The sequence below is a fragment of the Streptomyces sp. NPDC038135 genome, from assembly GCF_055601245.1.
Map to the genome: position 1 here is coordinate 220,084 of NZ_JBVJXS010000001.1, position 23,058 is coordinate 243,141.

Here is a 23,058-nt window from a genome sequence, read left to right on the forward strand (position 1 = left end):
GTTCGCACACCACGAAGGCCCGGATCCCTGTAAGGAATCCGGGCCTTCGTTTCCAGTAGCGGGGACAGGATTTGAACCTGCGACCTCTGGGTTATGAGCCCAGCGAGCTACCGAGCTGCTCCACCCCGCGCCGTTGCTCAGCAACCGTACCACGGCGCGGGGTGGCCTTGATCAGCTCTTGCCGCCGCTCCCGGACTTGTCGCCGCCGGCCGCCTTGTCCGCCTTGGCCTGGGCTTCCTCGGCCCGCTTCAGCGCGGCCTCGAGATCGTCCTGCGCCTTGGCGTACGCGGACCAGTCGGGCTTCGGCTTCTGCAGGGCCTCCTGCCCGGCCTCGAAGGCCTTCTGCGCGTCGTCGAGCGCCTGCCTGACCGTCGGGTTGCCGGTGTCGGGCGGGTTGTTCCCGGTCTTCGGCGGTGGTGTGGTCGAACCCTCCACACCGAACACCTTGTTGAGCGCCTCGTCCAGGGTGTCCTCGAAGGCGGTCCTGCCCTCGTAGGTGACCAGCACCTTGCGCAGCAGCGGGTACTTCAGCTCACCGCCGCGGACGTAGACCGGCTCCGCGTACAGCAGTCCGCCGTCCAGCGGCACGGTCAGCAGATTGCCGTACTCGACCTTGGAGTGGCCTCTGCTCAGCAGGCTGATGGTCTCGGCGATGTCCTGCTCGGAGTTGAACTGGCTCTGGACCTGTTTCGGCCCGTCGACGGTCGTGCTGGTCGGCAGTTTCAGGAGTCTGATCTTGCCGTAGTCGGCGGTCCGCGGGTCGGAGTCGACGGCCATGAAGGCGCTGAGGTTGTCGCGCCCGTTCGGCGTGAACGTCGTCGTCAGCGAGAACGCCTGCGCGCTCTGGTCCGGCATCCTCATGCTCAGGTAGTACGGCGGCACGGCGCTGCGCGAGTCGTTGGTCGGGTCGTCGGGCACCTCCCACACCTCGCTGCCGCTGAGGAAGGTCTGCGCGTCGGTCACGTGGTACCGGGTGAGCAGCTCGCGCTGGACCTTGAACAGGTCCTGCGGGTAGCGCAGATGCTCCATCAGGTCGGCGGAGATGTCCGCGCGCGGCTGGACCGTGCCGGGGAAGGCCTTCATCCAGGTCTTCAGCACGGGGTCCGCGGCGTCCCACTGGTAGAGCTTGACCTCGCCGGTGTACGCGTCGACGGTCGCCTTCACCGAGTTGCGGATGTAGTTGACCTGGTTCTGCTGGGCCACCACCGCGCGGGAGTTGTTCGTCGCGGTCAGCGAGTCGGCGGTCGTGTCGCCGAGCGTCGTGCGGGAGGCGTACGGATAGCCGTTGGTGGTCGTGTACGCGTCGACGATCCACTGGATGCGGTGGTTCACCACGGCCGGGTATGCGTCGCCGTCGATGGTCAGCCAGGGGGCCACCGCCTCGACACGCTCCTTGGGGGTGCGGTTGTAAAGGATCCGCGAACCCTTGCCGATCGCGCCCGAGTAGAGGATCTGCGGCTCGTTGAACGCCACCGCGTAGGCGGCCCGGTTGACCGGGTTGTCGAGGTTGACCCCGCTCTTGCCCTGGTAGCTGGTGGTCTTCTCGCCCTCGTCGTCGGAGTAGTCGACCTCCTTCTGGGGGCCGCCGACGATCGAGTAGGTGGTGGTCTTCTCGCCGTAGTAGATCTGCTGCTTGTAGGTGCCGAGGGAGCCCTCGGACGGCAGGTTCTTCTCGGTGAAGACCGGCCGGCCCTCGGCGTCGGCCTCGGTGCCCTTGGCGGCGACCGCGCCGTAGCCGTGCGTGTAGCGGAAGTGGTCGTTGATCCAGTTGTTCTTCGGGATGCCGCCCAGGTTCAGCTCGCGCAGGCCGATGACGGTGTCCTGCTCCTTGCCGTCCTTGGCGTACCGGTCGACGTCGAGGTTGGTCGGGAACCCGTAGTAGTTCCGGATCTGCTGGAGCTGCTGGAACGTCGGCGACACGATGTTCGGGTCCATGATGCGGATGCTGGCCGTGTCGCCCACCTGATCGCGCAGCTTGGTCTTGTCCTCGGTGGTGGACTTGCCGGCGTACTCGGTGACCTTGGTGTCGTCGATGCCGTACGCCTCGCGCGTCGCCTTGAGGTTCTTCTGGACGTACGGGGCTTCCTTGGCCTGTTCGTTGGGCTGGACCTGGAACTTCTGCACGATGGCCGGGTACAGGCCGCCGATCAGGATCGCGGAGAGGACCATGAGCCCGAAGCCGATGACGGGCAGCTGCCAGGTGCGCCGCCACAGCGTGGCGAAGAACAGCAGCGCGCAGATGACGGCGATGCAGAACAGGATCGTCTTGGCCGGCAGGTAGGCGTTGGCGTCGACGTAGCGCAGGCCGGTCCAGTTGCCGGTCGCCTTGAAGTCGCTGGACTTGACGGCCAGCCCGTACCGGTCGAGCCAGTAGGCGACCGCCTTCAGCGCCACGAAGACGCCGAGGAGCACGGACAGGTGCCCGGTCGCCGCGGCGGTGGCGCGGGCGCCCGGGCTGGTGACGCGCAGCCCGCCGTACAGGTAGTGGGTGAGCGCGGCGGCGATCAGGCACAGGATCGCGGTGGCGAAGCCGAAGCCCAGCAGGAACCGGTACCAGGGCAGGTCGAAGGCGTAGAAGGACACGTCGAGGTGGAACTGCGGGTCCTTCTGGTGGAAGGGCACGCCGTTGACCCACATCAGCCAGGTGCGCCACTGGCCCGCCGCGGAGGCGCCGGCGATCAGACCGACGAGGCAGGCGACCGCGACCAGCAGCCAGGTCTTGTACGGCGCGATGCCCATCCGGTAGCGGTCGAGGCTCTGCTGCTCCATCGACATGGCGCTCAGCGGCGGCCGCAGCCGGTGGGCCAGCCAGATGTTGAGACCGACGGCGAGGGCCATCAGCAGCCCGAAGACGAAGAACAGCCCGATCTTGGTCCACAGCGTGGTGGTGAACACGGACGAGTAGTGCACCGACCGGTACCAGAGCCAGTCGGTCCAGAACCCCGCGAACATGGTGAACACCATGCCGAGGACGGCGAGGACGCCCAGTGTCACGAGCAGGGCCCGGGCCCGCCGGGACGGGCGTCCCGCTCTGATCCGTGGCCCCGTCGGGCCTCCGCCGCGGTCCGGCATCTGGAAAGCCAAGGTGCGCACCTCGAAGTTCGCTGTCGATACGTCAGGCCCCCGATTTCACGGGCCGGCCGAGGCCCCCCGTGATCGCGGGCCACACCTATGCAACTTACTCACGGTTCACTCGGTTCCCGATTCCGCCCGGGAACGAGGCAGGATTGTGACCATGTCCAACACTCCCATGGCAGCGAACCCGCTCACCCGGGCCGTACTCGAGATCGACGAGTACGCCTCCGGCCTCGGCTGGGACCAGCCCGCCCGCCTCTTCGCCCTCGTAGACACCGCACGACTGCGGGCCCAGGAACCCTCGCTCGCCACCCAGCTCGGCCTCGACGACGAGTCCGAGACGGTCGGCCTCACCCCGATCGAGCAGGACGAGGTGCCGACGGACAAGCCGCTCGACGAGTTCCTCGGCACCATCGCCTGGCCGGACGCGGTGGTGGGCTGCGCGCTCACCGTGGAGCGCCTGATGCTGCCGCCGTCCGCAGAGGCGCAGGTCCCGCAGGGCCTGAGCGAGGCCAAGCTGGCGAAGTGGGTGGCGGAGCACCCCGAGCGCCAGGAGGTGCGCATGACGGTCGCGGTGCTGCGCGACGGCGGCCGCGAGTCGGCGCTGCGCCTGCGCGAGAAGGACTCGGCGACGGAGGTCCTGACGGGGCCGGAGCTGGTGCCGGGCCTGGCCGAGGCGCTGGCCGCGACCTTCGCGGACTGATCTCCTCCGGTACGGCGATGGGGGCGCTCCCGGTGATCGGGAGCGCCCCCAGCCGCGTTCACGGGGCCGCCGTCAGCCCTTGGTGGTGCACTTCGGCAGGGCGGCGGTGTCGCCGCCGCGGATGTCCTTGAGCGCGTCGAGCGCGTCGCCGATGGTCTTCACCTTGACGAGCGTGAGCCCGCTCGGGGTGTCCTTGGCGGCCGCCGCGCAGTTGTCGGCGGGGGTGAGGAAGTACCGGGCGCCCTTGCTGCGCGCGCCGACGGTCTTCATCTCGATGCCGCCGATCGGCCCGACGGTCCCCTTGTCGTCGATGGTGCCGGTGCCGGCGACGAAGTTGCCGCCGGTGAGGCTGCCGGGGGTGAGCTTGTCGTAGATGCCGAGCGCGAACATCAGTCCGGCGCTGGGGCCGCCGACGTCGGCGAGCTTGATGTCGATGCTGAACGGGAAGGTGTGGTCGGTCCCGGCGGAGATCCCCACGATGGCGCGGCGGGCGCCGCTGTCGTGCGAGGTCGCCGTCGTGATGGCGACGTCCCGGGTCTTCGTCGCCGTGCCGTGCTGCTTCTCGGCGGCGGCCTGCTCCTTGGCCGGGACGACGGTGAAGACGACCTTCTGGCCGGGCTTGTGCCGGGTGACGTACTCGGCGACATCGGACGGCTGCTTGACGGCCGTCCCGTCCACGGCCTTGATCACGTCCCCGGCGTGCAGCCTGCCCTCGGCCGGCGAGCCCTTGACGACGGTGGAGACGATCACCCAGGACTTCACCGGGACGCCCAGCTCCTTCAGGGCGGCGACCTTGGCGCTCTCCTGGGACTGGCTGAACTCCTCGGCGTTCTCCTGGGTGGACTGCTGCTCGGTCTTGCCGTCCGGGTAGAGGGTGTCGTGCGGCACGACCTTGCTGTCGTGCGCCAGCCAGCCGTAGACGGCCTCGACCAGGTTCATCCGGAAGTCGGCGCTGGTGACCCGGACGGTGGTCATGTTCAGGTGGCCGTCCGTGGCGTACGTCCTGTGGCCCGAGATCTGCAGCACCGGCTCGCCGTCGTGCTCCCCGAGCGTGTTCACGGTCGGCCCGGGGGACATCTCCGCGTACGGCACGGGGATGAGCACACCCGCGCACAGGAGCGCGATCAGCATCAGGGTGGAGGCGAGCATCGTCGCGGTGCGGCGTGGCATGTCACGACAGTACGGGACGCCCCTGTCAGCGCACCGTCAGGGCACCTCTCCTCAGGCGCCGGGGGCGCCCGAGTGGGTCTTCTTCTCCATGGCCTCGCGGAACCGGGCGTAACCGTCCAGCTCGGGGCCGTCGCTGCGGATTCTCCGGGTCCGATTGGCCCAACTGCCCCACAGTCCGGCCGCGACCGCGGCAACCAGCGGAATCAGCAACCAGGCGAGCGCCGCCATGCCGACCTCCCAACCCCATGAAGCGTCCGCGACTGACTGATCAGCAGATTAACCATCCGCACTGCCAACGCTCACGCGAGGGGGGTGGTTACGCAACCGGGCGGGCCGGTGCGCCGGCGGTGACGCCGGTCAGCAGGCGCCGACCCACTCCTCGGTCCCGTCGGAGAACCGCTGGTGCTTCCAGATGGGCGCCTCGTGCTTCAGGTCGTCGATGAGCCGGCGGCAGGCCTCGAAGGCCTCACTCCGATGGGGGCACGACACGCCGACGACGACGGCGAGGTCCCCCACCCGGAGGTCCCCCACCCGGTGGACGGCGGCCAGCGCCCGCACCGGGAACTCGGCGGCGACCTTCTCGGCGATCCGCCGCATCTCGGCCTCGGCGCTGGGGTGGCAGGAGTACCCGAGCGCGTCGACGTCGGCGCCCCCGTCGTGGTTGCGCACCGTCCCCACGAACAGCGCGACGCCGCCGGCCGCGTCGTCCCCGACGGCCGCGAACACCTCGTCCACGGAGAGCGGGGTCTCCCGGACGCCGATCAGCTTGACGGGGTCCTGCGCGGCCTGCTCGCCGGGGTGCTCGTTCGTGGGTGCCATGCCCCCCATCGTGCCGTACGCCTCCGGCATCCCGGAATACGACTTTCACCAGGCACGCGCGCGTGCCGCCTTGGAGCCTCCTACAGGGTCCGCGCCGGGCGGCCGCCCGCGGAGGTCCTCGCCGGGGCCGGGGGCCTCAGCGCCGGCGGGCCTTGCGCGCCCGCCGCACCACCGCGGCGGCGCCCAGCAGCGCCACCGTCGCGCCCGCCGCGCCCGCGGCCGTGGCGTCCTTGCGTCCCAGCCGGCGTCCGGCGACCGTGTGCCGCCCGGAGACCTCCCCCAGCAGCTCCGCGAGCACCTCCTCGTTGGTCCAGCGGGGCCGCCACCCGGCGTCGTGCAGCCGGCTCCCGCTGACCACCCACGGGTACATCGTGTACGCCAGGTCCCCCGCCGGGGACGGGGTGAGGCCGATCCGGTGCAGACGGGCGGCGGCGCCCAGGGCGACCGCCGACGGCAGCTCCATCCGCCGGATCCCGGTCAGCTCCTCGACCTCCTCCTGCTCCAGCCACCCGTCGCAGCCGACGGCCAGTTCCCCGTCGACCTTCTCCAGCACGGCGTACTCCAGGGCGGCGCACAGGTCCTCGACGTGGCAGAACTGCCAGGCGGGCCGCGACCCGGCGACCACGAGCAGCCGGGGCGACTCGAAGTACCGGGTCAGCGCGGTGTCGGTGCCTCCCACCAGCACCGCGGGCCGCACCACGGTCACGTTCAGCCCCGGGTGCGCGCGGGGGGCGCGCCGGGCCAGCCGCTCGATCTCCAGCAGGTCCCCGACGCCCGTCGCCTCGGCCGTCGCGCGCAGCTCGGCGTCCTCCGACAGGGGCAGCTCGTTGTCCGGCAGCGCCCCGTAGACCATCGCGGAGGTGCACAGCACCACCCGGTGCACCCCGGCCGCCGCGGCGGCGGTCAGCACGGTCTGCGTCCCCCGGACGTTGTACGCGGTGCGGGCCGCGGGGTCGGTCTCCAGGTCGAGGTCGAGCGCGAGGTGCACCACCACGTCGGCGCCCCGCAGCTTGTCCGCGATCGCCGGGTCGCGCACGTCCAGGATGTGCCACTGTGCGGCCGCACACTCCCCGCGCCGCTCGTCGATGGCGATGACCTGCTTGATCTCCTCGGCGGCCGCGAGCCGCTCGGTGAGCATCGCGCCGACCCCGGCGGCCGCGCCGGTGACCGCGACGACGGGCCCGCGCACGGCGGTCGTGCCGTCGGCGCGGCGCGCCGTGGCCGAGGGGCTGTGGTCGGTCGACGGGCGGTCTGTATGGTTTCGCGCTGCGCGAACCTGTGGATCTGGGGAACTCACCGGGCGTCTCCAGCGGTTGTCTTCGGTACGGGCGCGAGTGAGGCGCACGTACCAGGTGCATCCATCCTGCCGCAGGCTTTCCGTGGGCGAAGCACCGAGGCCCGATCGGGTCCGGGTGTCTACGCTGGGTGGTGACGTCGGGCAGCCGCGCCGCCGGAGAGAACCGGTGGCCTTACCAGCCGAGGAATCCCGTGAGTGACACCCCATTCGGTTTCGGCCTTCCGCCGGAGGAGCCGGAAGACGGCGACGAGGGCAAGAAGAAGGACCAGCAGAGCGGTGGTGAGCAGGGACCGGCCAACCCGTTCGGTTTCGGGCTGCCCGGAGCCGGAGGCTTTGGCGGCCCCGGCGCCGACAACCCGCTCGCAGCGATGTTCGGATCCCTGAACCCCACCGACCTGGGCGCCGCGTTCCAGCAGCTCGGCCAGATGCTCTCCTACGAGGGCGGCCCGGTGAACTGGGACATGGCCAAGCAGATCGCCCGCCAGACGGTCTCCCAGGGCACCCCGGACGGCGTGAAGGACGCGAGTGTCGGCGGCGCCGAGCGCTCCGCGGTCCAGGAGGCCGTCCGGCTGGCCGACCTGTGGCTGGACGACGCGACGTCCCTGCCGTCGGGCGCGGCCTCCGCGGTGGCCTGGTCCCGCGCGGAGTGGGTCGAGGCGACCCTGCCCGCGTGGCAGGAGCTCGTCGACCCGGTCGCCGAGCGGGTGGGCGCGGCCATGGGCGACGTCCTGCCGGAGGAGATGCAGGCCATGGCGGGCCCGCTGATCGGCATGATGCGCTCGATGGGCGGCGCCATGTTCGGCACGCAGATCGGGCAGGCCGTGGGCGTGCTCGCGGGCGAGGTCGTGGGCTCCACCGACATCGGCCTGCCGCTGGGCCCGGCCGGCAAGGCCGCGCTGCTCCCGGCCAACGTGGAGGCGTTCGGCAAGGACCTCGGCGTGCCCCAGGAGGAGGTCCGGCTCTACCTGGCCCTGCGTGAGGCGGCTCACCAGCGCCTGTTCGCGCACGTGCCGTGGCTGCGCTCGCACCTGTTCGGCGCGGTCGACGGCTACGCCCGCGGCATCAAGGTCGACACGGCGAAGCTGGAGGACGTGGTCGGGCAGTTCGACCCGCAGAACCCCGAGCAGCTTCAGGACGCCCTTCAGCAGGGCATGTTCCAGCCGGAGGACACGCCCGAGCAGAAGGCGGCCCTGGCCCGCCTGGAGACCGCTCTGGCGCTCGTCGAGGGCTGGGTGGACGCGGTGGTGCACGCGGCCGCGAAACCGCGTCTGTCGTCCGCCGACGCCCTGCGCGAGACCCTGCGCCGCCGCCGCGCCACCGGTGGCCCGGCGGAGCAGACGTTCGCCACGCTGATCGGCCTGGAGCTGCGCCCGCGCCGGCTGCGCGACGCCTCCCGGCTGTGGGCCTCGCTCACGGACGCGCGCGGAGTGGACGGCCGGGACGCCCTGTGGGCCCACCCGGACATGCTGCCGACGGCCACCGACCTGGACGACCCCGACGGCTTCGTGCACCGCGAGCAGCTCGACTTCTCCGAGCTGGACAAGATGCTCGGCGAGGCGGCGGGCGGCACCGGCGGGAAGCCGAACCTGAAGAAGGACGACGAGGCCGAGGGCGACGACACCGAGTGAGCCTGTACGACGACGCGGTCCTCGTGCTGAAGGAGTACGAGGGCCAGGCAGAGCTGCGCCAGGCCTACCTGGACCATCTGGCTGCCCACCCGGACGGCATGTGGAAGGCGTGCGGTGACGGTCATCTCACCGCGAGCGGGCTGGTGATCGACCCCGAGCGCGGCCGGGTCCTGCTGACGCTGCACCGGAAGCTGCGCATGTGGCTGCAGATGGGCGGCCACTGCGAGCCCGGGGACGCCACGTTGCGGGACGCCGCCCTGCGGGAAGCGACGGAGGAGTCGGGGATCGCGGGGCTGTCCCTGGTGCCCGGCGGTCCGGTCCGGCTGGACCGGCATCCGATCCCGGCGCCCTGCCACTGGCACTTCGACGTCCAGTACACCGTGCTGGCCCCGCCCGGCGCCGTCCAGGAGATCAGCGACGAGTCCCTCGACCTGCGCTGGTTCGCCTACGACGAGGTGGCCGGCGTGGCCGACGAGTCCGTCGTACGCCTGCTGGAGGCGGCCCGCGCCCGGCTCTGAACGCGGAAGGGGTGACCGCCCGGGCGGTCACCCCTCGCCGGTTCGCCCGCGGTCAGCTCCAGACGTTGCCCTGGTTCTGTCCGCGCGCCCCCTGCTGTCCCATGCCGAACTGCGCGGCGATCCCCTGGCCGATCTGCGCGTTCTGCGGCGGCAGCAGCTCGCTGGGCTGCACCAGCGCGAAGCCCGAGCCCATGAAGCTCAGCTCCCAGCCCTCACCGGTGCTGCCGCGCCGCCGCCAGACGCCGGAGGAGTGCGTCTGGGCCTGCATCTGCACCCGCAGCCCGGTGGACCAGGCGACGATCGCGTCGGCGTCGCAGTTGACGTACTTGTCGGGCGTGACCTGCATCAGCAGCGGCGCGCCCGAGGTCATCAGGGCGACCTTGCCGCGCCCGGTGATGTTGAGCTGGTACTTCCCGGAGCCGGAGATGCCGTACACGCTGTCGACGGCGATGACCTCGTGGTGCAGCGTGGAGTCCATGGCGAGGACGTAGGCGCTGTCCACCGTCAGCCCGTCCTGCTCGACGTCCATGACGTGCACGTACTGGGCGAGGTTGGCGAGGTAGACGGTGCCCTGTCCGTGACAGCGCATCAGGTCCAGGCCCTCGCCGGTGTGCCTGCGCGCGCGTGCCTGGCCGTTGGTGCGGTACTCGGCGTCGAACTCGACCAGGCCCTGGTAGGCGACCATGCTGCCCTTGCGGGCGAGGAGGTCGTCGTGGCCCTCCAGGGTGACGCGGAGCATCTGCTTGTTCTGCAGGCTCCAGCGCTCCTGGGTCTGCTGGTCGTTGTGGGCGAAAAGCGGGCTCTGCATGATGTTCTGACTCCCCCTCAGCCCCGGAACCGAAGGCGGTCGGTGCTGTCCTCACTGGGCTGGACGACGACGATGCCCTGTCCGGAGAAGGCCATCTGGTAGGCCTCACCGCTGCCCCGGCCGATCAGGGACTGCGCCTTGAAGCTGCGCTTGCCCTTCACCTTCAGGTTCGGGGACCAGGCGACGAGCGCGTCCGGGTCGACGTACGTCTCGTCCTCGCCGCCGCCGCAGTCGACCACGATCGGCTTGCCCCGGGAGGTCAGCGCGACCCAGCCCTGGCCGGAGATCTTCGTGTTCCACAGACCCTGCCCGGCGAACTTGGCGAGGCCCTTGACCCGCTCCACGCCCCAGCTGAGGTGGGCGTCGAAGGCGAGCAGGTTGGTGGCGTTGACCGAGATGCCGTCGCCGTTGAGGTTGATCACGACGACGTCGGCGCCGTAGTCGGCGAGGTAGAGCAGTCCGTCGCCGGAGCACTTCATCAGAGGGGCGCCCTCGCCGGTCATCCAGTCGCGGGCGATCTGGCGGACGGCGGGCGGGTTGGGCTCGTACTGGATGAAGCCCTCGTAGGCGACCATCGATCCCACGCGCGCGAGGAGGTCGTTGCCGGTCTGCATGGCGACCTTCAGCATGTGGTTGCCGTGGTTATCCATGCGGGCGGTGACGGGTGCGGGGGCGTAGCCCGCGAGCGGCTGGTTCATGACGGGCTCCTTCAGACCTCGTACGGCTGGACGACGATGAAGTTGCCGGGAGCGCCCCGGAACTGCAGGTTGACGCTCTCGCCGGTGTCGCCCGGATAGGCGTTGCGGCGCATCCGCACCTGGCTGGAGACGATCACCTGGGAGGCCGCCGACCAGGCGACCACGGCGTGGCAGTCGGCGAACGTCGTCGGCGTCACCGGCAGCACGACAGGCGTGCCGTGCGTCTTGACGACGATCGTGCCGGTGCCCTGGAACTGCATCGTGAACAGCGCGCCGCCGGGGATGCCGTGCCCCTCGATCCGCCGGACCTCGTACTGGAGGCTCTCGTCGAAGGCGAGGACGTTCTCCGCGGAGACGCAGATCGCGTCGCCCTGGAGCTCGACGGGGTGCACGTGGGTGGAGTTCTCGGCGAAGAACACCTGGCCCTGGCCGGTGCAGCGCATCAACTGCATCTCCTGGCCGGTCGCGTTGCCCACGATCCGCCCGGCGAACCCGGCGCCCTTGTAGCTGAAGTCGACCTTGCCCTGGTAGAGCACCATGCTGCCCTGCCGGGCCAGCACGGGCTGGCCGCCGACGCCGAGGTCGACGCGGATCAGCTTGGAGTTCTGCGCAGTCCAGCGCTGCCCGGTGGGCGTCTCCCGGAACTTCTGCAGCGCGGCCGTCACTCCGGCGCCGCCCTGGGGGGCGCCCTGCGGGACGCCGTAGCCGGCGCCCTGCTGGCCGGGGACCTGGCCGTACGGCGGCTGCTGGCCGTAGCCGGGAGGCATGGGCGCGCCGGGCTGTCCGCCGTGGGAGGGCTGCTGGCCGTAGCCCGGGGGCATCGGGGCGCTGGGCTGACCGCCGTACGGCGGTTGCGGCGGCTGGCCGTAGGGCGCGGGCGCCGGAGCCGGGGGCGGCACGGATCCACCGGCGGGCGGGGCCAGCGGCGCGATGACCGTCGGCGCGCCGTGCACGTTCGGGGCGGGCGCGGGGGCCGGGGGCGGGGTGAAGCCCTGCGGGGCCGGTGCGGGTGCGGGTGCGGGCGCCGGGGCGGCGGGGGCGCCGAACGCGGGCGGGGCGGCGGACTGGGCGGGTGGGGCGAAGCCGGGGGCGGCCGTCGGCTGCGGCTGCTGCGGGGCAGCCGGCGCCTCCTCCTCCAGCACCTCGCCGCCGAAGTTCCTCAGCAGCGCCTCGAGACCGCCGTCGAAGCCCTGCCCGACCGCGGCGAAGCGCCAGACGTCCTTGAAGTACAAGTCACCGAGCATGACGGCCCGCTCGGTGGAGAACTCCGAGCCGTCGAAGGAGTACCGAGCGACCTCCTCGCCGCCGGCCACGATGCGCAGGTAGCCGGGGCCGATCTGCGACATCTGCCCGGCCCCGTCGACGGTCGCCGTGAAGGACAGCTTCCGGACGGCTTCCGGGACGCGGTCCAGCGTGACGCGGAACGACTCCGTGTCGCCGGCCTGGGCGCCCAGCAGCTGGACGGACTCCTCCGGGGACTTCGGCTGGTTGAAGAAGATGAAGTAACGGTCGTCCGAGAGGCGCTCGTCGGCGTCCAGACCGAAGCAGCTGATGTCGAAGGTCAGTCCGGGGGCCGAGATCTGCACGCCTACGTACAGATCGGTGCCCGCCGTCAGGTCACTGATCCTGGCCTTGTGGCCGCGTTGGAATTCCCTGGCCATGCGTTACGACCGTCCCCCATCCCGAATGTGAGTGCGTCGCGACAGGCTAACCGCAAATTTCGGCAAAGGACGCGGCAGGTGCGAGTCGGTACAGACCCGGTACACAACCGGCCGCGCGCCCCGCGCGCGGTCCGGTCACTCGCCGCGCGCGCCGGGCACGTGCGGCAGCCGCGCGGCCGCCACCACCCCTTCGAGGTAGCCGCGGGCCCGCTCGGTGCGCGGATAGGACTCCAGCAGCCGCCAGAAGTCGGCCCCGTGACCGGGCACCAGCAGATGCGCCAGCTCGTGGCACAGGACGTAGTCGATGACGTACTCCGGCATCCCCTGCAGCCGGTGCGAGAGGCGGATGCTGCCCTCGGCCGGGGTGCACGAACCCCAGCGGGTGTTCTGGTTGGTGACCCAGCGCACGGAGGCGGGACGCGCCCGGCCGCCGAAGTACTGGGCCGACAGCCGCTCGGCACGCTCGGTCAGCTCGGCGTCGCCCAGCACCCGTTTGCTCTCCTGGGCGGCGAGCTTGGCGAGCATGAGGGTCACCCAGCGCTGCTCCTCCGCCTCGGACATCCGGGCGGGGATCAGCACGACGGTGCGATCGCCCTCGCGGTACGCGGAGACCGTCCGGCGGCGCCGGGTACTCCTGCGGACCTCGATCGCGCTCGCCCCCGAGCCGCTCGGCGGCTGGCTCGTCGTGCTGCGCTGTGTTTTTCCGGCGCGGTGCAGGGGGTCGGCGGGCACGCCCCGACGTTACCCGCTGGGGCGGGCCGAAGTCCCGGCTCCGGGGCGCCCGGATGCCGGTGCTCCACCATGTGTTTGATTTGTACGACCGATATGCCCGAGTCGCGCCGCCGATCGGTATGACTAACACCCCCGGCCTGTGGACAACTTCGGGCACCACCACGGCATCGCCCGGCATGCTGGCGGAGGCGGGTGCAGCGTGACCGACTTCACCGGCCCACGGGACACGGGACGCCCCGGCCACGGGACGTTTGCCTACCCGGGGAACAATTCAGGAGAATGCGACGGACACGGGGACTGTCATGCATCCGATGGTGAAACCCGCGCTGCGGCGCGGCTGGCGCGACCTCAACACCGTGCAGTTCGGGATGACCCCGGCGCACGCGATGACACTGGGACCGATGGACACGGCGACCGGCAGCTTCATGGACCTGCTCAACGGCACTCGCGGCCTGCCTCTGCTGCGGGACGAGGGCCGGCGTATGGACCTGCCGGAAGGCCAGGTCGACGCGCTGCTCGAGCGGCTGACCCGAGCCGGCCTGCTGGACGACACACGCGGCGGCGGACCGGCCGCGGACGCCCTGCGGGAGCGGACGGACGTCCTGGAGCGGCTGCGCCCCGACCTCGCCTCGCTGTCCCTGACCACTGCGGAACCGGGCGCCGCGCTCGCCCGGCTCGCCGCCCGCGGCTCGCTGCGCGTTCAGGTGAGAGGGGCGGGCCGGGTCGGGGCCGTGCTGGCGTCGGTGTTGTCGGGAGCCGGTGTCGGGGAGGTCGACGTGCGCGACGTGGGGCGTGTCGAGCCGTGGGACGTGGCCCCGGGCGGGCTCCCCGCCGACTCGCTGCGCGAACGCAGGCAGGACGCGGCGCGGGCGGCGGTCCGCCGCGCGGCCCCGGGCCGGCCCGCGCGCCGCACCCGCTCCGCTCGCGCCGCGGCCACCGCGGGCACCGGAACCGACGAGCCCGGTGTGTCCCTCGTGATCCTCGCCTCGCGGGACGACGTCGCGGTGCACGCACCGGACCCGTTCACCGCCGAACCGCTCATGGCCTCCGGCACGCCTCATCTGTACGCGGGGGTCGTCGAGGGCACGGGCGTCGTCGGGCCCCTCGTCCTGCCGGGCGGGACGGGCTGCGCGGGCTGCATGCACCAGGCCCGCACGGACCGCGACCCGGTCTGGCCCCGGCTGGTCGCCCAGTGGCGCTCCGGCAACGCCCGCCGGGTGGGGGCGTGTGATCTGGCTCTCGCCACGGCGGTCGCCGGACTGGCCGCGGCCCACGCCCTCGCCTTCCTGGACGGGGAGTCACCGTCCAGCGCCGGCGCCCGCTGGGAGGCGTCCCTACCCGGTCTGACCTGGCACTCCCGGCCGATCCGGCCGCACCCGGCATGCGGATGCGGGGCGGCGGAGAGAGGTGTGGGGAAGCACTCCTCCACGGACGGGGAGCCGCGCGAGACAATGGCGGTGCGACGGCCGTCGCCGGAGCAACGACGCAAAGCAGGCGCGTTGCGGCCGACCGAGACTTGGAGGGCGCATGTCTGATCTTCCGCGCAAGGCGGTCACCCGTACCGCCAAGCTCGCCGCGCTCCCGCTCGGCTTCGCCGGCCGGGCGACCTGGGGGCTGGGCAAGCGGATAGTGGGCGAGTCAGCGGAGATCGTCGGCCGGGAACTGCAGCAGCGCACCGCGGAGCAGCTGTTCAAGGTCCTCGGCGAGCTCAAGGGCGGGGCCATGAAGTTCGGGCAGGCGATGTCCGTCTTCGAGTCCGCCCTGCCCGAGGAGATCGCCGGCCCCTACCGCGCCGCGCTCACCAAGCTCCAGGACGCGGCGCCGCCGATGCCGACCCGCACGGTGCACGCGGTGCTCGAGGAGCGGCTGGGAGCGGAGTGGCGCGAGCTGTTCCTGGAGTTCGAGGACAAGCCGGCGGCCGCGGCCTCCATCGGGCAGGTCCACCGCGCGGTGTGGCACGACGGCCGCGAGGTGGCGGTCAAGGTGCAGTACCCGGGCGCGGGAGAGGCCCTGCTGTCCGACTTGACCCAGCTCAGCCGCTTCGCGCGGCTGCTGGGGCCGCTGATCCCGGGCATGGACATCAAGCCGCTGATCGCGGAGATGCGGGACCGGGTCTCCGAGGAGCTGGACTACGCGCTGGAGGCGCAGGCCCAGCAGGCGCACGCGGACGAGTTCGCGGACGACCCGGACGTGGTGGTCCCGGCGGTGGTGCACCAGTGCGACCAGATCCTGGTCACGGAGTGGATCGACGGGATCCCGCTGTCGGAGATCATCAACCACGGCACCGAGGAGCAGCGCGACCGGGCCGGCCAGCTCCTGGCCCGCTTCCTCTTCTCCGGCCCGGCCCGCACCGGTCTGCTGCACGCCGATCCGCACCCGGGGAACTTCCGTCTGCTGCCCGGCGATCCGGACGGTGGCGGCGAGTGGCGCCTGGGCGTGCTGGACTTCGGCACCGTCGACCGGCTCCCGGGCGGCCTGCCCGAGCCGATAGGCGTCTCGCTGCGGATGACTCTCGACGGCGAAGCGGACCCGGTCTACGAGCTGCTGTGCACGGAGGGGTTCGTCAAGGAGTCCATAGAGCTGGACCCCGACGCGGTCCTCGACTACCTGCTGCCGATCATCGAACCGGCCCGGGTCGAGGCGTTCACCTTCACCCGCTCCTGGATGCGCAGCCAGGCCGCCCGCATCGCCGACGTCCGCTCCCCCGCCTACCAGCTGGGCAAGCAGCTCAATCTGCCGCCGGCCTACCTGCTGATCCACCGGGTGACGCTGAGCACCATCGGTGTGCTCTGCCAGCTCGGGGCCACGGTGCGGCTCCGTGAGGAGCTGGAGGAGTGGCTGCCCGGCTTCGTCCCGGCGGATGAACTGGACGAGGAGGAGCCGGCGGCCGAGGCGTAGTGCCGTGACGCACGGCGGGGGCCGGTCCGTTCGGACGGACCGGCCCCCGTGGTGAAGGCTTCGCCTCCCCGCACCGGGAGGCCACCGCTTCAGGTGTGCTGGATCACTGCATGACGGCCATGGCCAGCGCACGGCGGGCGCGCATCGAGGCGCGCTCCGCCCGGCGCTGCATGCGGCGGGCGGTCGCCACACGGGCGGCCCGGCGCTCCTGCTCGGCGCCTTGCAGCATGTCGTGCATATGCGCACGAGCCAGGGCTTCTGGGATGAGTTGCATCTCTCGGGTCCTGTTCTGACGCGAGTCGTTCGCGCCGGTGGTGGTGAAGTCTGGGGTCGCGGAGCCCGCGGGCTCGCTGGTGGACGGCTTCATCGGGGCCTGCTTCTTGGGGTCGTGCGTGAGGGGACGGTCGATGGTTCCTGTGATGTTCATGCTGTGACCGGGTTCTTGCGCGGGCGGCCACGCGGCCGCTTCCGGGCGACGACGACACCCTGGACGAACAGCTCGCCACCCCAGACGCCCCAGGGCTCACGCCGCTCCTTGGCCCCGGCGAGGCACGCCTCCATCAGCGGGCAGGTACGGCAGAGGGACTTGGCGTACTCGACGTCGGCCGGCGACTCGGCGAAGAAGACCTCGGGGTCGTAGGAACGGCAGGGGACGGGTACGCCGAGGTTCTCGATGGCGTCGTCGAGCGCGGTGAGCGCGGTGAGGGGGATCAAGGTGGGGTCCTCCGTGAGGCCGGGCGGGGGGATCGTTCGTGAAGGCGGTACTGACGGGGCGTGCGCTTCGAGTTGCACGGTTCGGTCTTCCTCGTCTGGTCGTTCCGGCCTGTTGACCGGGCGTCGGCTTGGTACCGGGTTCTGTTCCTGTCCCGAGGCCCCTTCGCTCCGTCGTCCCCGTTCGGGGAAAACAGAAGGGCCGCGGATCCCGGGTGGGGTTCCGCGGCCCTGAAGGCGCCGGCCTGATCGGCGATCAGGCTGGATCACTCCAGGGTTCTGGCCCACGGAAGGCCCACATCAGGTGGTGCTGCGTCGTCTGCTTCCGGAATCCGGCACCGGCCGCCGCAAAGGCATAGGCATGTGCCTGTGCCGCTACCGCTTCCAGTGCCTTCGTCGGTCGCTCATTGCGCTCACGGACGGGAAGGACCGCGAGAGCAGGGGAGGACGCCGGACGGACGGCACGAATGCCGGACAGACCGGTGCCCTGGTTCGAGGCGCCGAGCATGCACGTGGAGACGGCCGAGCGATCGGTCAGTTTGGCCGCGCTGATGTTGGTCTCGATGCTGATCACTGGACTCGCCTCCTCTCGGCGTCTTGGGGACCGGGGTGAACCGATCCGCACGGATATGCAAGTACAACACGGAGTCAGGACCTTGGAGAAGGCCGCCGCTTCCGTGCCTAGAACCTATGGGGATTGCCGGGGCATGCGCAAACTATTTTTTCGACGAGTTCGCATCAGTCGCGCCCGTCGTCCGCCCCGATCTCCCGACCTGCGCAGATGGCCAGAACATCGGCTCCATAACGCTGCAGCTTGCGGGCGCGGACACCGGGGATGCGGGAGAGTCCGGCGGGGTCCTCGGGGCACGCCTCGGCGATGGCCATCAGGGTGCGGTCGGTGAAGACGCAGAAGTCCGGCTGCCCGCTGCGCTCGGCCTGGACCGCGCGCCATTCGCGCAGCCGCTCGTAGAGCCCCTCGTCCATGTCGGAGGGGCAGTCCTCGCAGCGCATCAGTTTCATCTCACCGGCGTCGGTGAGGGTGCGGCCGCACACCCGGCAGCGGGCCACGGTGCGCTGGGTGCGCCGGGGGACGGCGGCCGGGGTGCGGGCGGCCGCGCCGCGCTCGATGCCGCCGCCTGCCGCTCCGGCGCCTGCGCGGGCGGCGGTGGCGGCGGTGCCGGGGCGCAGGCCGGCGAGGAAGCGGCTGGGCCTGCGGTTGGGCCGTCCGCCCGGTGCGCGGGACAGGGCCCAGGAGAGGTGGAGCCGCTCTCTGGCGCGGGTCACGCCGACGTAGAGGAGGCGGCGCTCCTCCTCGATCTGTTCGTCGGTCTTGGCGTAGGTGATCGGCATCATCCCCTCGGCGATGCCGACGAGGAAGACGGCGTCCCATTCCAGGCCCTTGGCCGCGTGCAGCGAGGCCAGGGTGACGCCCTGGACGGTCGGGGCGTGCTGGGCGCCCGCCCGCTCGTCCAGTTCGGCGACGAAGTCGCCGAGGGTGGCGCCGGGACGGGCGGCGGAGAAGTCGTGGGCGAGGTTGACCAGGGCGGCCAGGGACTCCCAGCGCTCCCGGACGGCGCCGGAGCCGGCCGGCGGCGCACTGGTCCAGCCCTCCCCCGACAGCACGGCGCGTACCTGCGAGGGCAGGTCGACGACGTCGTCCAGCAGGGAGTCGTTGCCGCCGAAGCGGGCCGCGCCGCGCAGGGCCACGCCCGCCTTGCGGACCTCGGGCCGGTCGAAGAACCGCTCGGCGCCGCGCAGCTGGTAGGGCACTCCGGCGTCGGCGAGGGCCTGCTCGTAGGTCTCGGACTGGGAGTTCGTACGGAACAGGACGGCGATCTCGGAGGCCGGGACGCCGGCGTCGATGAGCTCGCGGATACGCCGGGCGGCGCCTTCGGCCTCGGCGGGCTCGTCCGTGTACTCGCTGTAGACGGGCTCGGGTCCGGGCGCCCGCTGGGAGACCAGTTCCAGCCGGTGGTCGGCGGCGCGGCCGCGGGCCTGGGTGAGCAGACCGTTGGCCAGGTGGACCACCTGCGGGGTGGAGCGGTAGTCGCGGATCAGTTTGACGACGGTGGCGCGCGGGTGGCGGGTGCGGAAGTCGAGGAGGTGGTCGGGCGTTGCTCCGGTGAACGAGTAGATCGTCTGGCTGGCGTCCCCGACGACGCAGAGGCTGTCGCGGTCGCCGAGCCAGAGTTCCAGCAGCCGCTGCTGCAGCGGACTGACGTCCTGGTACTCGTCGACGACGAAGTGCTGGTACTGGGCGCGTACCTGATCGGCGATGTCGTGCCGGTCCTGCAGGACGGCGACGGTCAGCAGCAGGACGTCCTCGAAGTCGATGACCGCGCGGTTCCGCTTGAGGTCCTCGTAGGCCGCGTAGACGTGGGCGATCTCCGCCTGGTCGCGCGGGGCCTCCCGGCCGGCCTTCGCGGCCGCGTACGCGTAGTCGGCGGGGACCGTCTGGGTGACCTTGGACCATTCGATCTCGGCGGTGACGTCTCGCAGCTCCCCCCGGTCGAGGCGGAGGTTGCAGGCGGCGGCCGCTTCGGCGACGAGCTGGATCTTGCGGTCGACGAGCCGGGGCATGGAGCCGCCGACGGCTTTCGGCCAGAAGTACTGGAGCTGCCTCAGGGCCGCGGAGTGGAAGGTGCGGGCCTGGACGCCCTGGGCGCCGAGCTGGCGCAGACGCCCGCGCATCTCTCCGGCGGCGCGGTTGGTGAAGGTGACGGCGAGCACGCTGGACGGCTGGAGGATGCCTGCCCGGACCCCGTAGGCGATGCGGTGGGTGATCGCCCGGGTCTTGCCGGTGCCCGCTCCGGCCAGGACGCACACCGGTCCGTGCAGGGCCGTGGCCACCTCGCGCTGCTCGGGGTCCAGCCCTTCGAGCACCGCGTCGGCCGTGTCCGGTACCTGCGGGAAGAGGGTGGAGTGCGTTGCTGCTGTCACATTGCCATGCTGCCAGGTCGCCCGGGACCACCGTGCCGGTTGTCCACAGGCGGGGGCCCGCGGTCGTACCAATGCGGCAGGTGTCACGGACACGGGTGGGACGCCGGGCCCCGTGAGCGGCCGCACGGCGGCCCCCGGCCGGGCGGGGAATGCCCGCCCTCTCCCTCGCGTTCTCTCCCTGGACGACCTTCCCGAGCTGCCTGAGGAGCGCGAGAGACATGCAGGGCACTGTGACGATGTACAGCACGACTTGGTGTGGCTACTGCCGTCGGCTGAAGAGCCAGATGGACCGGGAGGGCATCGCGTACACCGAGATCAACATCGAGCAGGACCCGGCGTCCGCGGCCTTCGTGGAGAAGGCGAACGGCGGGAACCAGACCGTCCCGACCGTCCAGGTGGTTCCCTCCGGCGGTGGCACGGAGGTCGTGATGACGAACCCGAGCCTCGCCCAGGTGAAGCAGGCGCTCGGCGCCTGACCCTCGCTTCACACGCCCCCGACGGCTTCCACGGCCGCTCGGGGGTTTCGTGTGTCGCCCTCCGCGCCGATCGGATTGTCAGACCCCAGGGCTACCGTGCGCGGCATGGACATGAACGACCCGCAGGACGTGGCCGCCGCGTTCTGGGCGCAGCTCCTCGGCTTCACGATCAGCGAGGAGCCGCCCCCGCCCGACTCCCCGCTCGGCCGCATCGAGCGGTTCGCCGCTGAGCACGGATACGACGCGCTCAAGGACGAGCACTTCGAGGCCGCGAGGGAGGGGCGCCCCCTGCTCCCCTGACACGACGCGACCCCGCCTGCCTCGACGGGCCGACGGGGTCGTGGACGGTGGCCCGCCCGCTGCCTCAGACGAAGCTGCGCGTCGGCAGCGGCATGCCGTACCACATCTCGATCAGGCGGGCGGCGATGGAGATGCCGTAGGGCGGCAGCACCTCGCCGGTCTCGAAGGCGGTGCGCAGCTCGTCGCGGGAGAACCAGCGGGCCTCGTGGATCTCGTCGCCGTCGACGTTGATCTCGGTGGAGGTGGCGCGGGCCATGAAGCCCAGCATGAGGCTGGACGGGAAGGGCCAGGGCTGGCTGGCGACGTACTCGACCGGGCCGACGTGGACGCCGACCTCCTCGAAGACCTCGCGGCACACGGACTGCTCGATGGACTCGCCGGGCTCGACGAAGCCGGCGAGCGTGGAGAAGCGGCCCTCGGGCCAGTGGACCTGCCGGCCGAGCAGGATCCGGTCCTCCTCGTCGGTGACGGCCATGATCACCGCCGGGTCGGTGCGCGGGTAGTGCTCGGCGCCGCAGGCCTGGCAGCGGCGGATGTGACCGGCGGCGGCGATGACCGTCCGTTCGCCGCAGCGGGAGCAGAAGCGGTGGGTGCGCTGCCAGTTCTCCAGGCCGACGGCGTGCACCATGAGGCCCGCGTCCCGCGGCGACAGCAGCAGTCCGGCCTCGCGCAGGCCGGCGGGGCGGGCGGACTGGTCGATACGGCCGGGCAGGGCGTCCTTCTGCAGCGCGAAGTAGCTGACGCCCTCCGCGTCGTTGCCGAGGAAGTAGCGGTGGGCCTCGGTGAGCGGCGCCTCGAAGGACGGGGTCATGACGAGTTCGGTGCGTCCGTCGGGCGTCTCGTCGATGAGGACCTGGCCGCCGGAGACCACGAAGCAGCGGGTCGTAGGGTGGCTCCACGCCGCCGCGAGCCAGGCTTCGTCGAGCCGGTGGTGGGCGGCGCGGTCGATGCCGCTCGGGGCGGTCAGCGAGACGGGGCGGTCGGCGGTTTGGTCGGTCCAGGTGGTCACGGGTGCTTCCAACTCCCCCAGAGCAAGGTGCAACGGTTCGTTTCGGCGGGTGGTTCGGCGGACGTGGGGCGTGCGGGCACCGGGCCGGGACGCGGGCGGGGCGTGCGGGCGGTACGTCCAGTGTGCCCCGCGCGCGGTGCCGTCCCTTGCGGCGCCTGCCGGGGTCAGGGGGCGTGCCGCCAGTTCCCGGCGAGGTCGCCCCACAGGTAGGCGCTGGTCTCGACGCCCTTGAGGAGGAGGTCGAGCTCCACCTTCTCGTTGGGGGCGTGCCAGCCGTCGGAGGGGACGGAGATGCCGAGGAAGAGGACGGGGGCGCCGAGGACCTCCTGGAGGTCGGCGGCGGGTCCCGAGCCGCCCTCGCGGGTGTAGCGGATCGGCCCTTCGAAGGCGCGGCTCATGGCGCGCACGACGGACTGCAGCGCGGGGTGGTCGAGGGGGGTGAGGCAGGGGCGGGTGGCGGAGCCGAAGTCGATCTCGTACCGGATGCCGGCGGGCACCTGCTCGGCGGCCCAGGCGCGGACGGCCTTCTCGACGTGGTCCGGGTCCTGGCCCGCGACCAGGCGGAAGGAGAGCTTCACCACGGCGGAGGACGGGATGATCGTCTTGCTGCCGGGGCCCTGGTAGCCGCCGCCGATGCCGTTGACCTCGGCGGTGGGGCGGGCCCAGATGCGTTCCAGGGTGGTGTGTCCGGCCTCGCCGTGGGCGGCGCGCGACTTGGCGGTGCGCAGCCATGTCGCCTCGTCGAAGGGGAGCTGGGCGAACAGCTCGCGCTCGCGGTCGGTCAGCTCGACGATGCCGTCGTAGAAGCCGGGGACGGCCACGCGCGCGTGCTCGTCGTGCAGGGCGGCGACCAGCCGGGCCGCTGCGGTGGCGGGGTTGGGCACGGCGCCGCCGAAGGAGCCGGAGTGGATGTCCTGGTCGGGGCCGTGGAGGCGGATCTCGCACTCGGCGAGGCCGCGCATCCCGGTGCAGACGGTCGGGGTGTCCTCGGACCACATGCCGGTGTCCGAGACGATGACGGCGTCGGCGGCGAGCCGTTCGGCCCGCTCCTCCACGAGGGCGCGGAAGTGCGGCGAGCCGGATTCCTCCTCGCCCTCGATCAGCAGCTTGAGGTTGACCGCGGGGGCGGTGCGGCCGGTGGCGGCGAGGTGGGCGCGGACCCCGAGTGTGTGGAAGAACACCTGGCCCTTGTCGTCGGCGGCCCCGCGCGCGTGGAGGCGGTTTCCGCGGACGACGGGCTCGAACGGCTCGCTGTCCCAGCCGTCCTCGCGGGCGGCGGGCTGCACGTCGTGGTGGCCGTAGACGAGGACGGTGGGGGCCTCGGGGTCGCCGGAGGGCCATTCGGCGAAGACGGCCGGGGCGCCCGGGGTCGGCCAGACCTCGGCGGTCGGGAACCCGGTCTCCGCCAGCTTGGCGGCGAGCCATTCGGCGCTGCGCCGTACATCGGAGGCGTGCTCGGGCTGGGCCGACACGGAGGGGATGCGCAGCCAGGCGGTGAGGTCGTCGAGGAAGGCGGCGCGGTGCTCTTCGATGTACGTGCGGACGGCGCTGTCCGGGGTCTGGCTCATGCTCACGAGCCTATCGGCCCGCGGGGGCATCCTCGGCGGGCTCTTCG

At 71.8% G+C, this 23,058-nt stretch carries 22 protein-coding genes and 1 tRNA gene; 7 read left to right on the forward strand and 16 right to left on the reverse strand.

Annotated elements, in window-relative coordinates:
* Positions 1-56: 56 nt before the first annotated feature.
* Both ACZ7JA_RS01040 and ACZ7JA_RS01045 read right to left on the reverse strand, forming a co-directional pair.
* A tRNA-Met gene (locus ACZ7JA_RS01040) sits at positions 57-130 on the reverse strand.
* Positions 131-171: 41 nt separating this feature from the next.
* Positions 172-3,072 (reverse strand): UPF0182 family membrane protein, encoded by a 2,901-nt coding sequence (locus ACZ7JA_RS01045; RefSeq protein ID WP_389304140.1) that lies wholly within the window; start codon positions 3,070-3,072, stop codon positions 172-174.
* A gap of 163 nt (positions 3,073-3,235) precedes the next feature.
* Here ACZ7JA_RS01045 and ACZ7JA_RS01050 point away from each other — a divergent pair, with 163 nt between their 5' ends.
* Positions 3,236-3,778: a PPA1309 family protein gene (locus ACZ7JA_RS01050; RefSeq protein WP_351662580.1), complete on the forward strand. Its 543-nt coding sequence runs from the start codon at positions 3,236-3,238 to the stop codon at positions 3,776-3,778.
* A 72-nt stretch (positions 3,779-3,850) separates the two neighbouring features.
* Here the strand turns inward: ACZ7JA_RS01050 and ACZ7JA_RS01055 are convergent, their stop codons facing one another.
* From ACZ7JA_RS01055 to ACZ7JA_RS01070, 4 genes are all read right to left on the reverse strand, one after another.
* Positions 3,851-4,948 carry a YlbL family protein gene (locus tag ACZ7JA_RS01055; protein ID WP_401132162.1) on the reverse strand — a complete coding sequence of 366 codons (1,098 nt, stop codon included), beginning with the start codon at positions 4,946-4,948 and terminating at the stop codon, positions 3,851-3,853.
* Between the two features lie 51 nt (positions 4,949-4,999).
* Positions 5,000-5,176 carry a hypothetical protein gene (locus tag ACZ7JA_RS01060; RefSeq protein WP_351662574.1) on the reverse strand — a complete coding sequence of 59 codons (177 nt, stop codon included), beginning with the start codon at positions 5,174-5,176 and terminating at the stop codon, positions 5,000-5,002.
* Between the two features lie 129 nt (positions 5,177-5,305).
* Positions 5,306-5,767, reverse strand: coding sequence for a molybdenum cofactor biosynthesis protein MoaE (locus ACZ7JA_RS01065; RefSeq protein ID WP_351662571.1), 462 nt, complete (start codon positions 5,765-5,767; stop codon positions 5,306-5,308).
* A 136-nt stretch (positions 5,768-5,903) separates the two neighbouring features.
* Positions 5,904-7,064: an SDR family oxidoreductase gene (locus ACZ7JA_RS01070; protein WP_403675050.1), complete on the reverse strand. Its 1,161-nt coding sequence runs from the start codon at positions 7,062-7,064 to the stop codon at positions 5,904-5,906.
* Between the two features lie 191 nt (positions 7,065-7,255).
* Here ACZ7JA_RS01070 and ACZ7JA_RS01075 point away from each other — a divergent pair, with 191 nt between their 5' ends.
* A complete protein-coding gene (locus ACZ7JA_RS01075; protein ID WP_351662566.1) occupies positions 7,256-8,692 on the forward strand; it encodes a zinc-dependent metalloprotease in 1,437 nt (478 codons plus the stop codon).
* Positions 8,689-9,210 carry an NUDIX hydrolase gene (locus ACZ7JA_RS01080; protein ID WP_470806733.1) on the forward strand — a complete coding sequence of 174 codons (522 nt, stop codon included), beginning with the start codon at positions 8,689-8,691 and terminating at the stop codon, positions 9,208-9,210. The genes ACZ7JA_RS01075 and ACZ7JA_RS01080 overlap by 4 nt, the downstream gene beginning before the upstream one ends.
* Before the next feature lie 52 nt (positions 9,211-9,262).
* On the opposite strand, the gene ACZ7JA_RS01085 is transcribed toward ACZ7JA_RS01080, so the two are convergent.
* From ACZ7JA_RS01085 to ACZ7JA_RS01100, 4 genes are all read right to left on the reverse strand, one after another.
* Positions 9,263-10,018 carry an AIM24 family protein gene (locus tag ACZ7JA_RS01085; protein ID WP_351662560.1) on the reverse strand — a complete coding sequence of 252 codons (756 nt, stop codon included), beginning with the start codon at positions 10,016-10,018 and terminating at the stop codon, positions 9,263-9,265.
* 17 nt (positions 10,019-10,035) lie between these two features.
* On the reverse strand, positions 10,036-10,716 hold the full coding sequence (locus ACZ7JA_RS01090; RefSeq protein WP_351662557.1) for an AIM24 family protein: 681 nt from the start codon (positions 10,714-10,716) through the stop codon (positions 10,036-10,038).
* An 11-nt stretch (positions 10,717-10,727) separates the two neighbouring features.
* Positions 10,728-12,377 carry a TerD family protein gene (locus ACZ7JA_RS01095; RefSeq protein WP_389304088.1) on the reverse strand — a complete coding sequence of 550 codons (1,650 nt, stop codon included), beginning with the start codon at positions 12,375-12,377 and terminating at the stop codon, positions 10,728-10,730.
* A gap of 135 nt (positions 12,378-12,512) precedes the next feature.
* Complete coding sequence (locus tag ACZ7JA_RS01100; RefSeq protein WP_351662551.1) at positions 12,513-13,109, reverse strand: M48 metallopeptidase family protein; 597 nt, start codon at positions 13,107-13,109, stop codon at positions 12,513-12,515.
* 302 nt (positions 13,110-13,411) lie between these two features.
* On the opposite strand from ACZ7JA_RS01100, the gene ACZ7JA_RS01105 reads away from it, so the two are divergent.
* Positions 13,412-14,644, forward strand: a complete 1,233-nt coding sequence (locus ACZ7JA_RS01105) for a TOMM precursor leader peptide-binding protein (RefSeq protein WP_470806735.1) — start codon at positions 13,412-13,414, stop codon at positions 14,642-14,644.
* Positions 14,637-16,007: an ABC1 kinase family protein gene (locus ACZ7JA_RS01110; RefSeq protein WP_351662545.1), complete on the forward strand. Its 1,371-nt coding sequence runs from the start codon at positions 14,637-14,639 to the stop codon at positions 16,005-16,007. The genes ACZ7JA_RS01105 and ACZ7JA_RS01110 overlap by 8 nt, the downstream gene beginning before the upstream one ends.
* 103 nt (positions 16,008-16,110) lie before the next feature.
* On the opposite strand, the gene ACZ7JA_RS01115 is transcribed toward ACZ7JA_RS01110, so the two are convergent.
* The 4 genes from ACZ7JA_RS01115 to ACZ7JA_RS01130 form a co-directional block, all read right to left on the reverse strand.
* The gene (locus tag ACZ7JA_RS01115; protein WP_351662542.1) at positions 16,111-16,434 is read right to left on the reverse strand and encodes a hypothetical protein; all 324 of its coding nucleotides are present in this window, start codon (positions 16,432-16,434) and stop codon (positions 16,111-16,113) included.
* Positions 16,431-16,799: a WhiB family transcriptional regulator gene (locus tag ACZ7JA_RS01120; protein ID WP_351662539.1), complete on the reverse strand. Its 369-nt coding sequence runs from the start codon at positions 16,797-16,799 to the stop codon at positions 16,431-16,433. Before ACZ7JA_RS01120 ends, ACZ7JA_RS01115 begins: the two co-directional genes overlap by 4 nt.
* Before the next feature lie 175 nt (positions 16,800-16,974).
* Positions 16,975-17,292, reverse strand: a complete 318-nt coding sequence (locus ACZ7JA_RS01125; RefSeq protein ID WP_351662536.1) for a hypothetical protein — start codon at positions 17,290-17,292, stop codon at positions 16,975-16,977.
* Between the two features lie 164 nt (positions 17,293-17,456).
* Positions 17,457-19,745, reverse strand: a complete 2,289-nt coding sequence (locus tag ACZ7JA_RS01130) for an ATP-dependent DNA helicase UvrD2 (protein WP_389304138.1) — start codon at positions 19,743-19,745, stop codon at positions 17,457-17,459.
* 131 nt (positions 19,746-19,876) lie between these two features.
* Here ACZ7JA_RS01130 and ACZ7JA_RS01135 point away from each other — a divergent pair, with 131 nt between their 5' ends.
* Together ACZ7JA_RS01135 and ACZ7JA_RS01140 are read left to right on the forward strand one after the other, a co-directional pair.
* Complete coding sequence (locus ACZ7JA_RS01135) at positions 19,877-20,134, forward strand: mycoredoxin (protein ID WP_351662530.1); 258 nt, start codon at positions 19,877-19,879, stop codon at positions 20,132-20,134.
* Between the two features lie 105 nt (positions 20,135-20,239).
* Positions 20,240-20,434 (forward strand): hypothetical protein, encoded by a 195-nt coding sequence (locus ACZ7JA_RS01140; protein ID WP_470806738.1) that lies wholly within the window; start codon positions 20,240-20,242, stop codon positions 20,432-20,434.
* 64 nt (positions 20,435-20,498) lie between these two features.
* On the opposite strand, the gene nudC is transcribed toward ACZ7JA_RS01140, so the two are convergent.
* Together nudC and ACZ7JA_RS01150 are read right to left on the reverse strand one after the other, a co-directional pair.
* Complete coding sequence (nudC, locus tag ACZ7JA_RS01145; RefSeq protein WP_470806739.1) at positions 20,499-21,443, reverse strand: NAD(+) diphosphatase; 945 nt, start codon at positions 21,441-21,443, stop codon at positions 20,499-20,501.
* A 164-nt stretch (positions 21,444-21,607) separates the two neighbouring features.
* Positions 21,608-23,011: a dipeptidase gene (locus ACZ7JA_RS01150; RefSeq protein WP_470806741.1), complete on the reverse strand. Its 1,404-nt coding sequence runs from the start codon at positions 23,009-23,011 to the stop codon at positions 21,608-21,610.
* Positions 23,012-23,058: the final 47 nt, after the last annotated feature.

What these genes read in the sequence shown, in the direction of transcription:
- ACZ7JA_RS01140 (WP_470806738.1), top strand. Translation starts at nt 20,240, where the DNA reads ATGGACATGAACGACCCGCAGGACGTGGCCGCCGCGTTCTGGGCGCAG.
- ACZ7JA_RS01105 (WP_470806735.1), top strand. Translation starts at nt 13,412, where the DNA reads ATGCATCCGATGGTGAAACCCGCGCTGCGGCGCGGCTGGCGCGACCTC.
- ACZ7JA_RS01095 (WP_389304088.1), bottom strand. Translation starts at nt 12,377, where the DNA reads ATGGCCAGGGAATTCCAACGCGGCCACAAGGCCAGGATCAGTGACCTG.
- ACZ7JA_RS01110 (WP_351662545.1), top strand. Translation starts at nt 14,637, where the DNA reads ATGTCTGATCTTCCGCGCAAGGCGGTCACCCGTACCGCCAAGCTCGCC.
- ACZ7JA_RS01150 (WP_470806741.1), bottom strand. Translation starts at nt 23,011, where the DNA reads ATGAGCCAGACCCCGGACAGCGCCGTCCGCACGTACATCGAAGAGCAC.
- ACZ7JA_RS01135 (WP_351662530.1), top strand. Translation starts at nt 19,877, where the DNA reads ATGCAGGGCACTGTGACGATGTACAGCACGACTTGGTGTGGCTACTGC.
- ACZ7JA_RS01115 (WP_351662542.1), bottom strand. Translation starts at nt 16,434, where the DNA reads ATGAACATCACAGGAACCATCGACCGTCCCCTCACGCACGACCCCAAG.
- ACZ7JA_RS01085 (WP_351662560.1), bottom strand. Translation starts at nt 10,018, where the DNA reads ATGCAGAGCCCGCTTTTCGCCCACAACGACCAGCAGACCCAGGAGCGC.
- ACZ7JA_RS01065 (WP_351662571.1), bottom strand. Translation starts at nt 5,767, where the DNA reads ATGGCACCCACGAACGAGCACCCCGGCGAGCAGGCCGCGCAGGACCCC.
- ACZ7JA_RS01060 (WP_351662574.1), bottom strand. Translation starts at nt 5,176, where the DNA reads ATGGCGGCGCTCGCCTGGTTGCTGATTCCGCTGGTTGCCGCGGTCGCG.
- ACZ7JA_RS01045 (WP_389304140.1), bottom strand. Translation starts at nt 3,072, where the DNA reads ATGCCGGACCGCGGCGGAGGCCCGACGGGGCCACGGATCAGAGCGGGA.
- ACZ7JA_RS01050 (WP_351662580.1), top strand. Translation starts at nt 3,236, where the DNA reads ATGTCCAACACTCCCATGGCAGCGAACCCGCTCACCCGGGCCGTACTC.
- ACZ7JA_RS01090 (WP_351662557.1), bottom strand. Translation starts at nt 10,716, where the DNA reads ATGAACCAGCCGCTCGCGGGCTACGCCCCCGCACCCGTCACCGCCCGC.
- ACZ7JA_RS01055 (WP_401132162.1), bottom strand. Translation starts at nt 4,948, where the DNA reads ATGCCACGCCGCACCGCGACGATGCTCGCCTCCACCCTGATGCTGATC.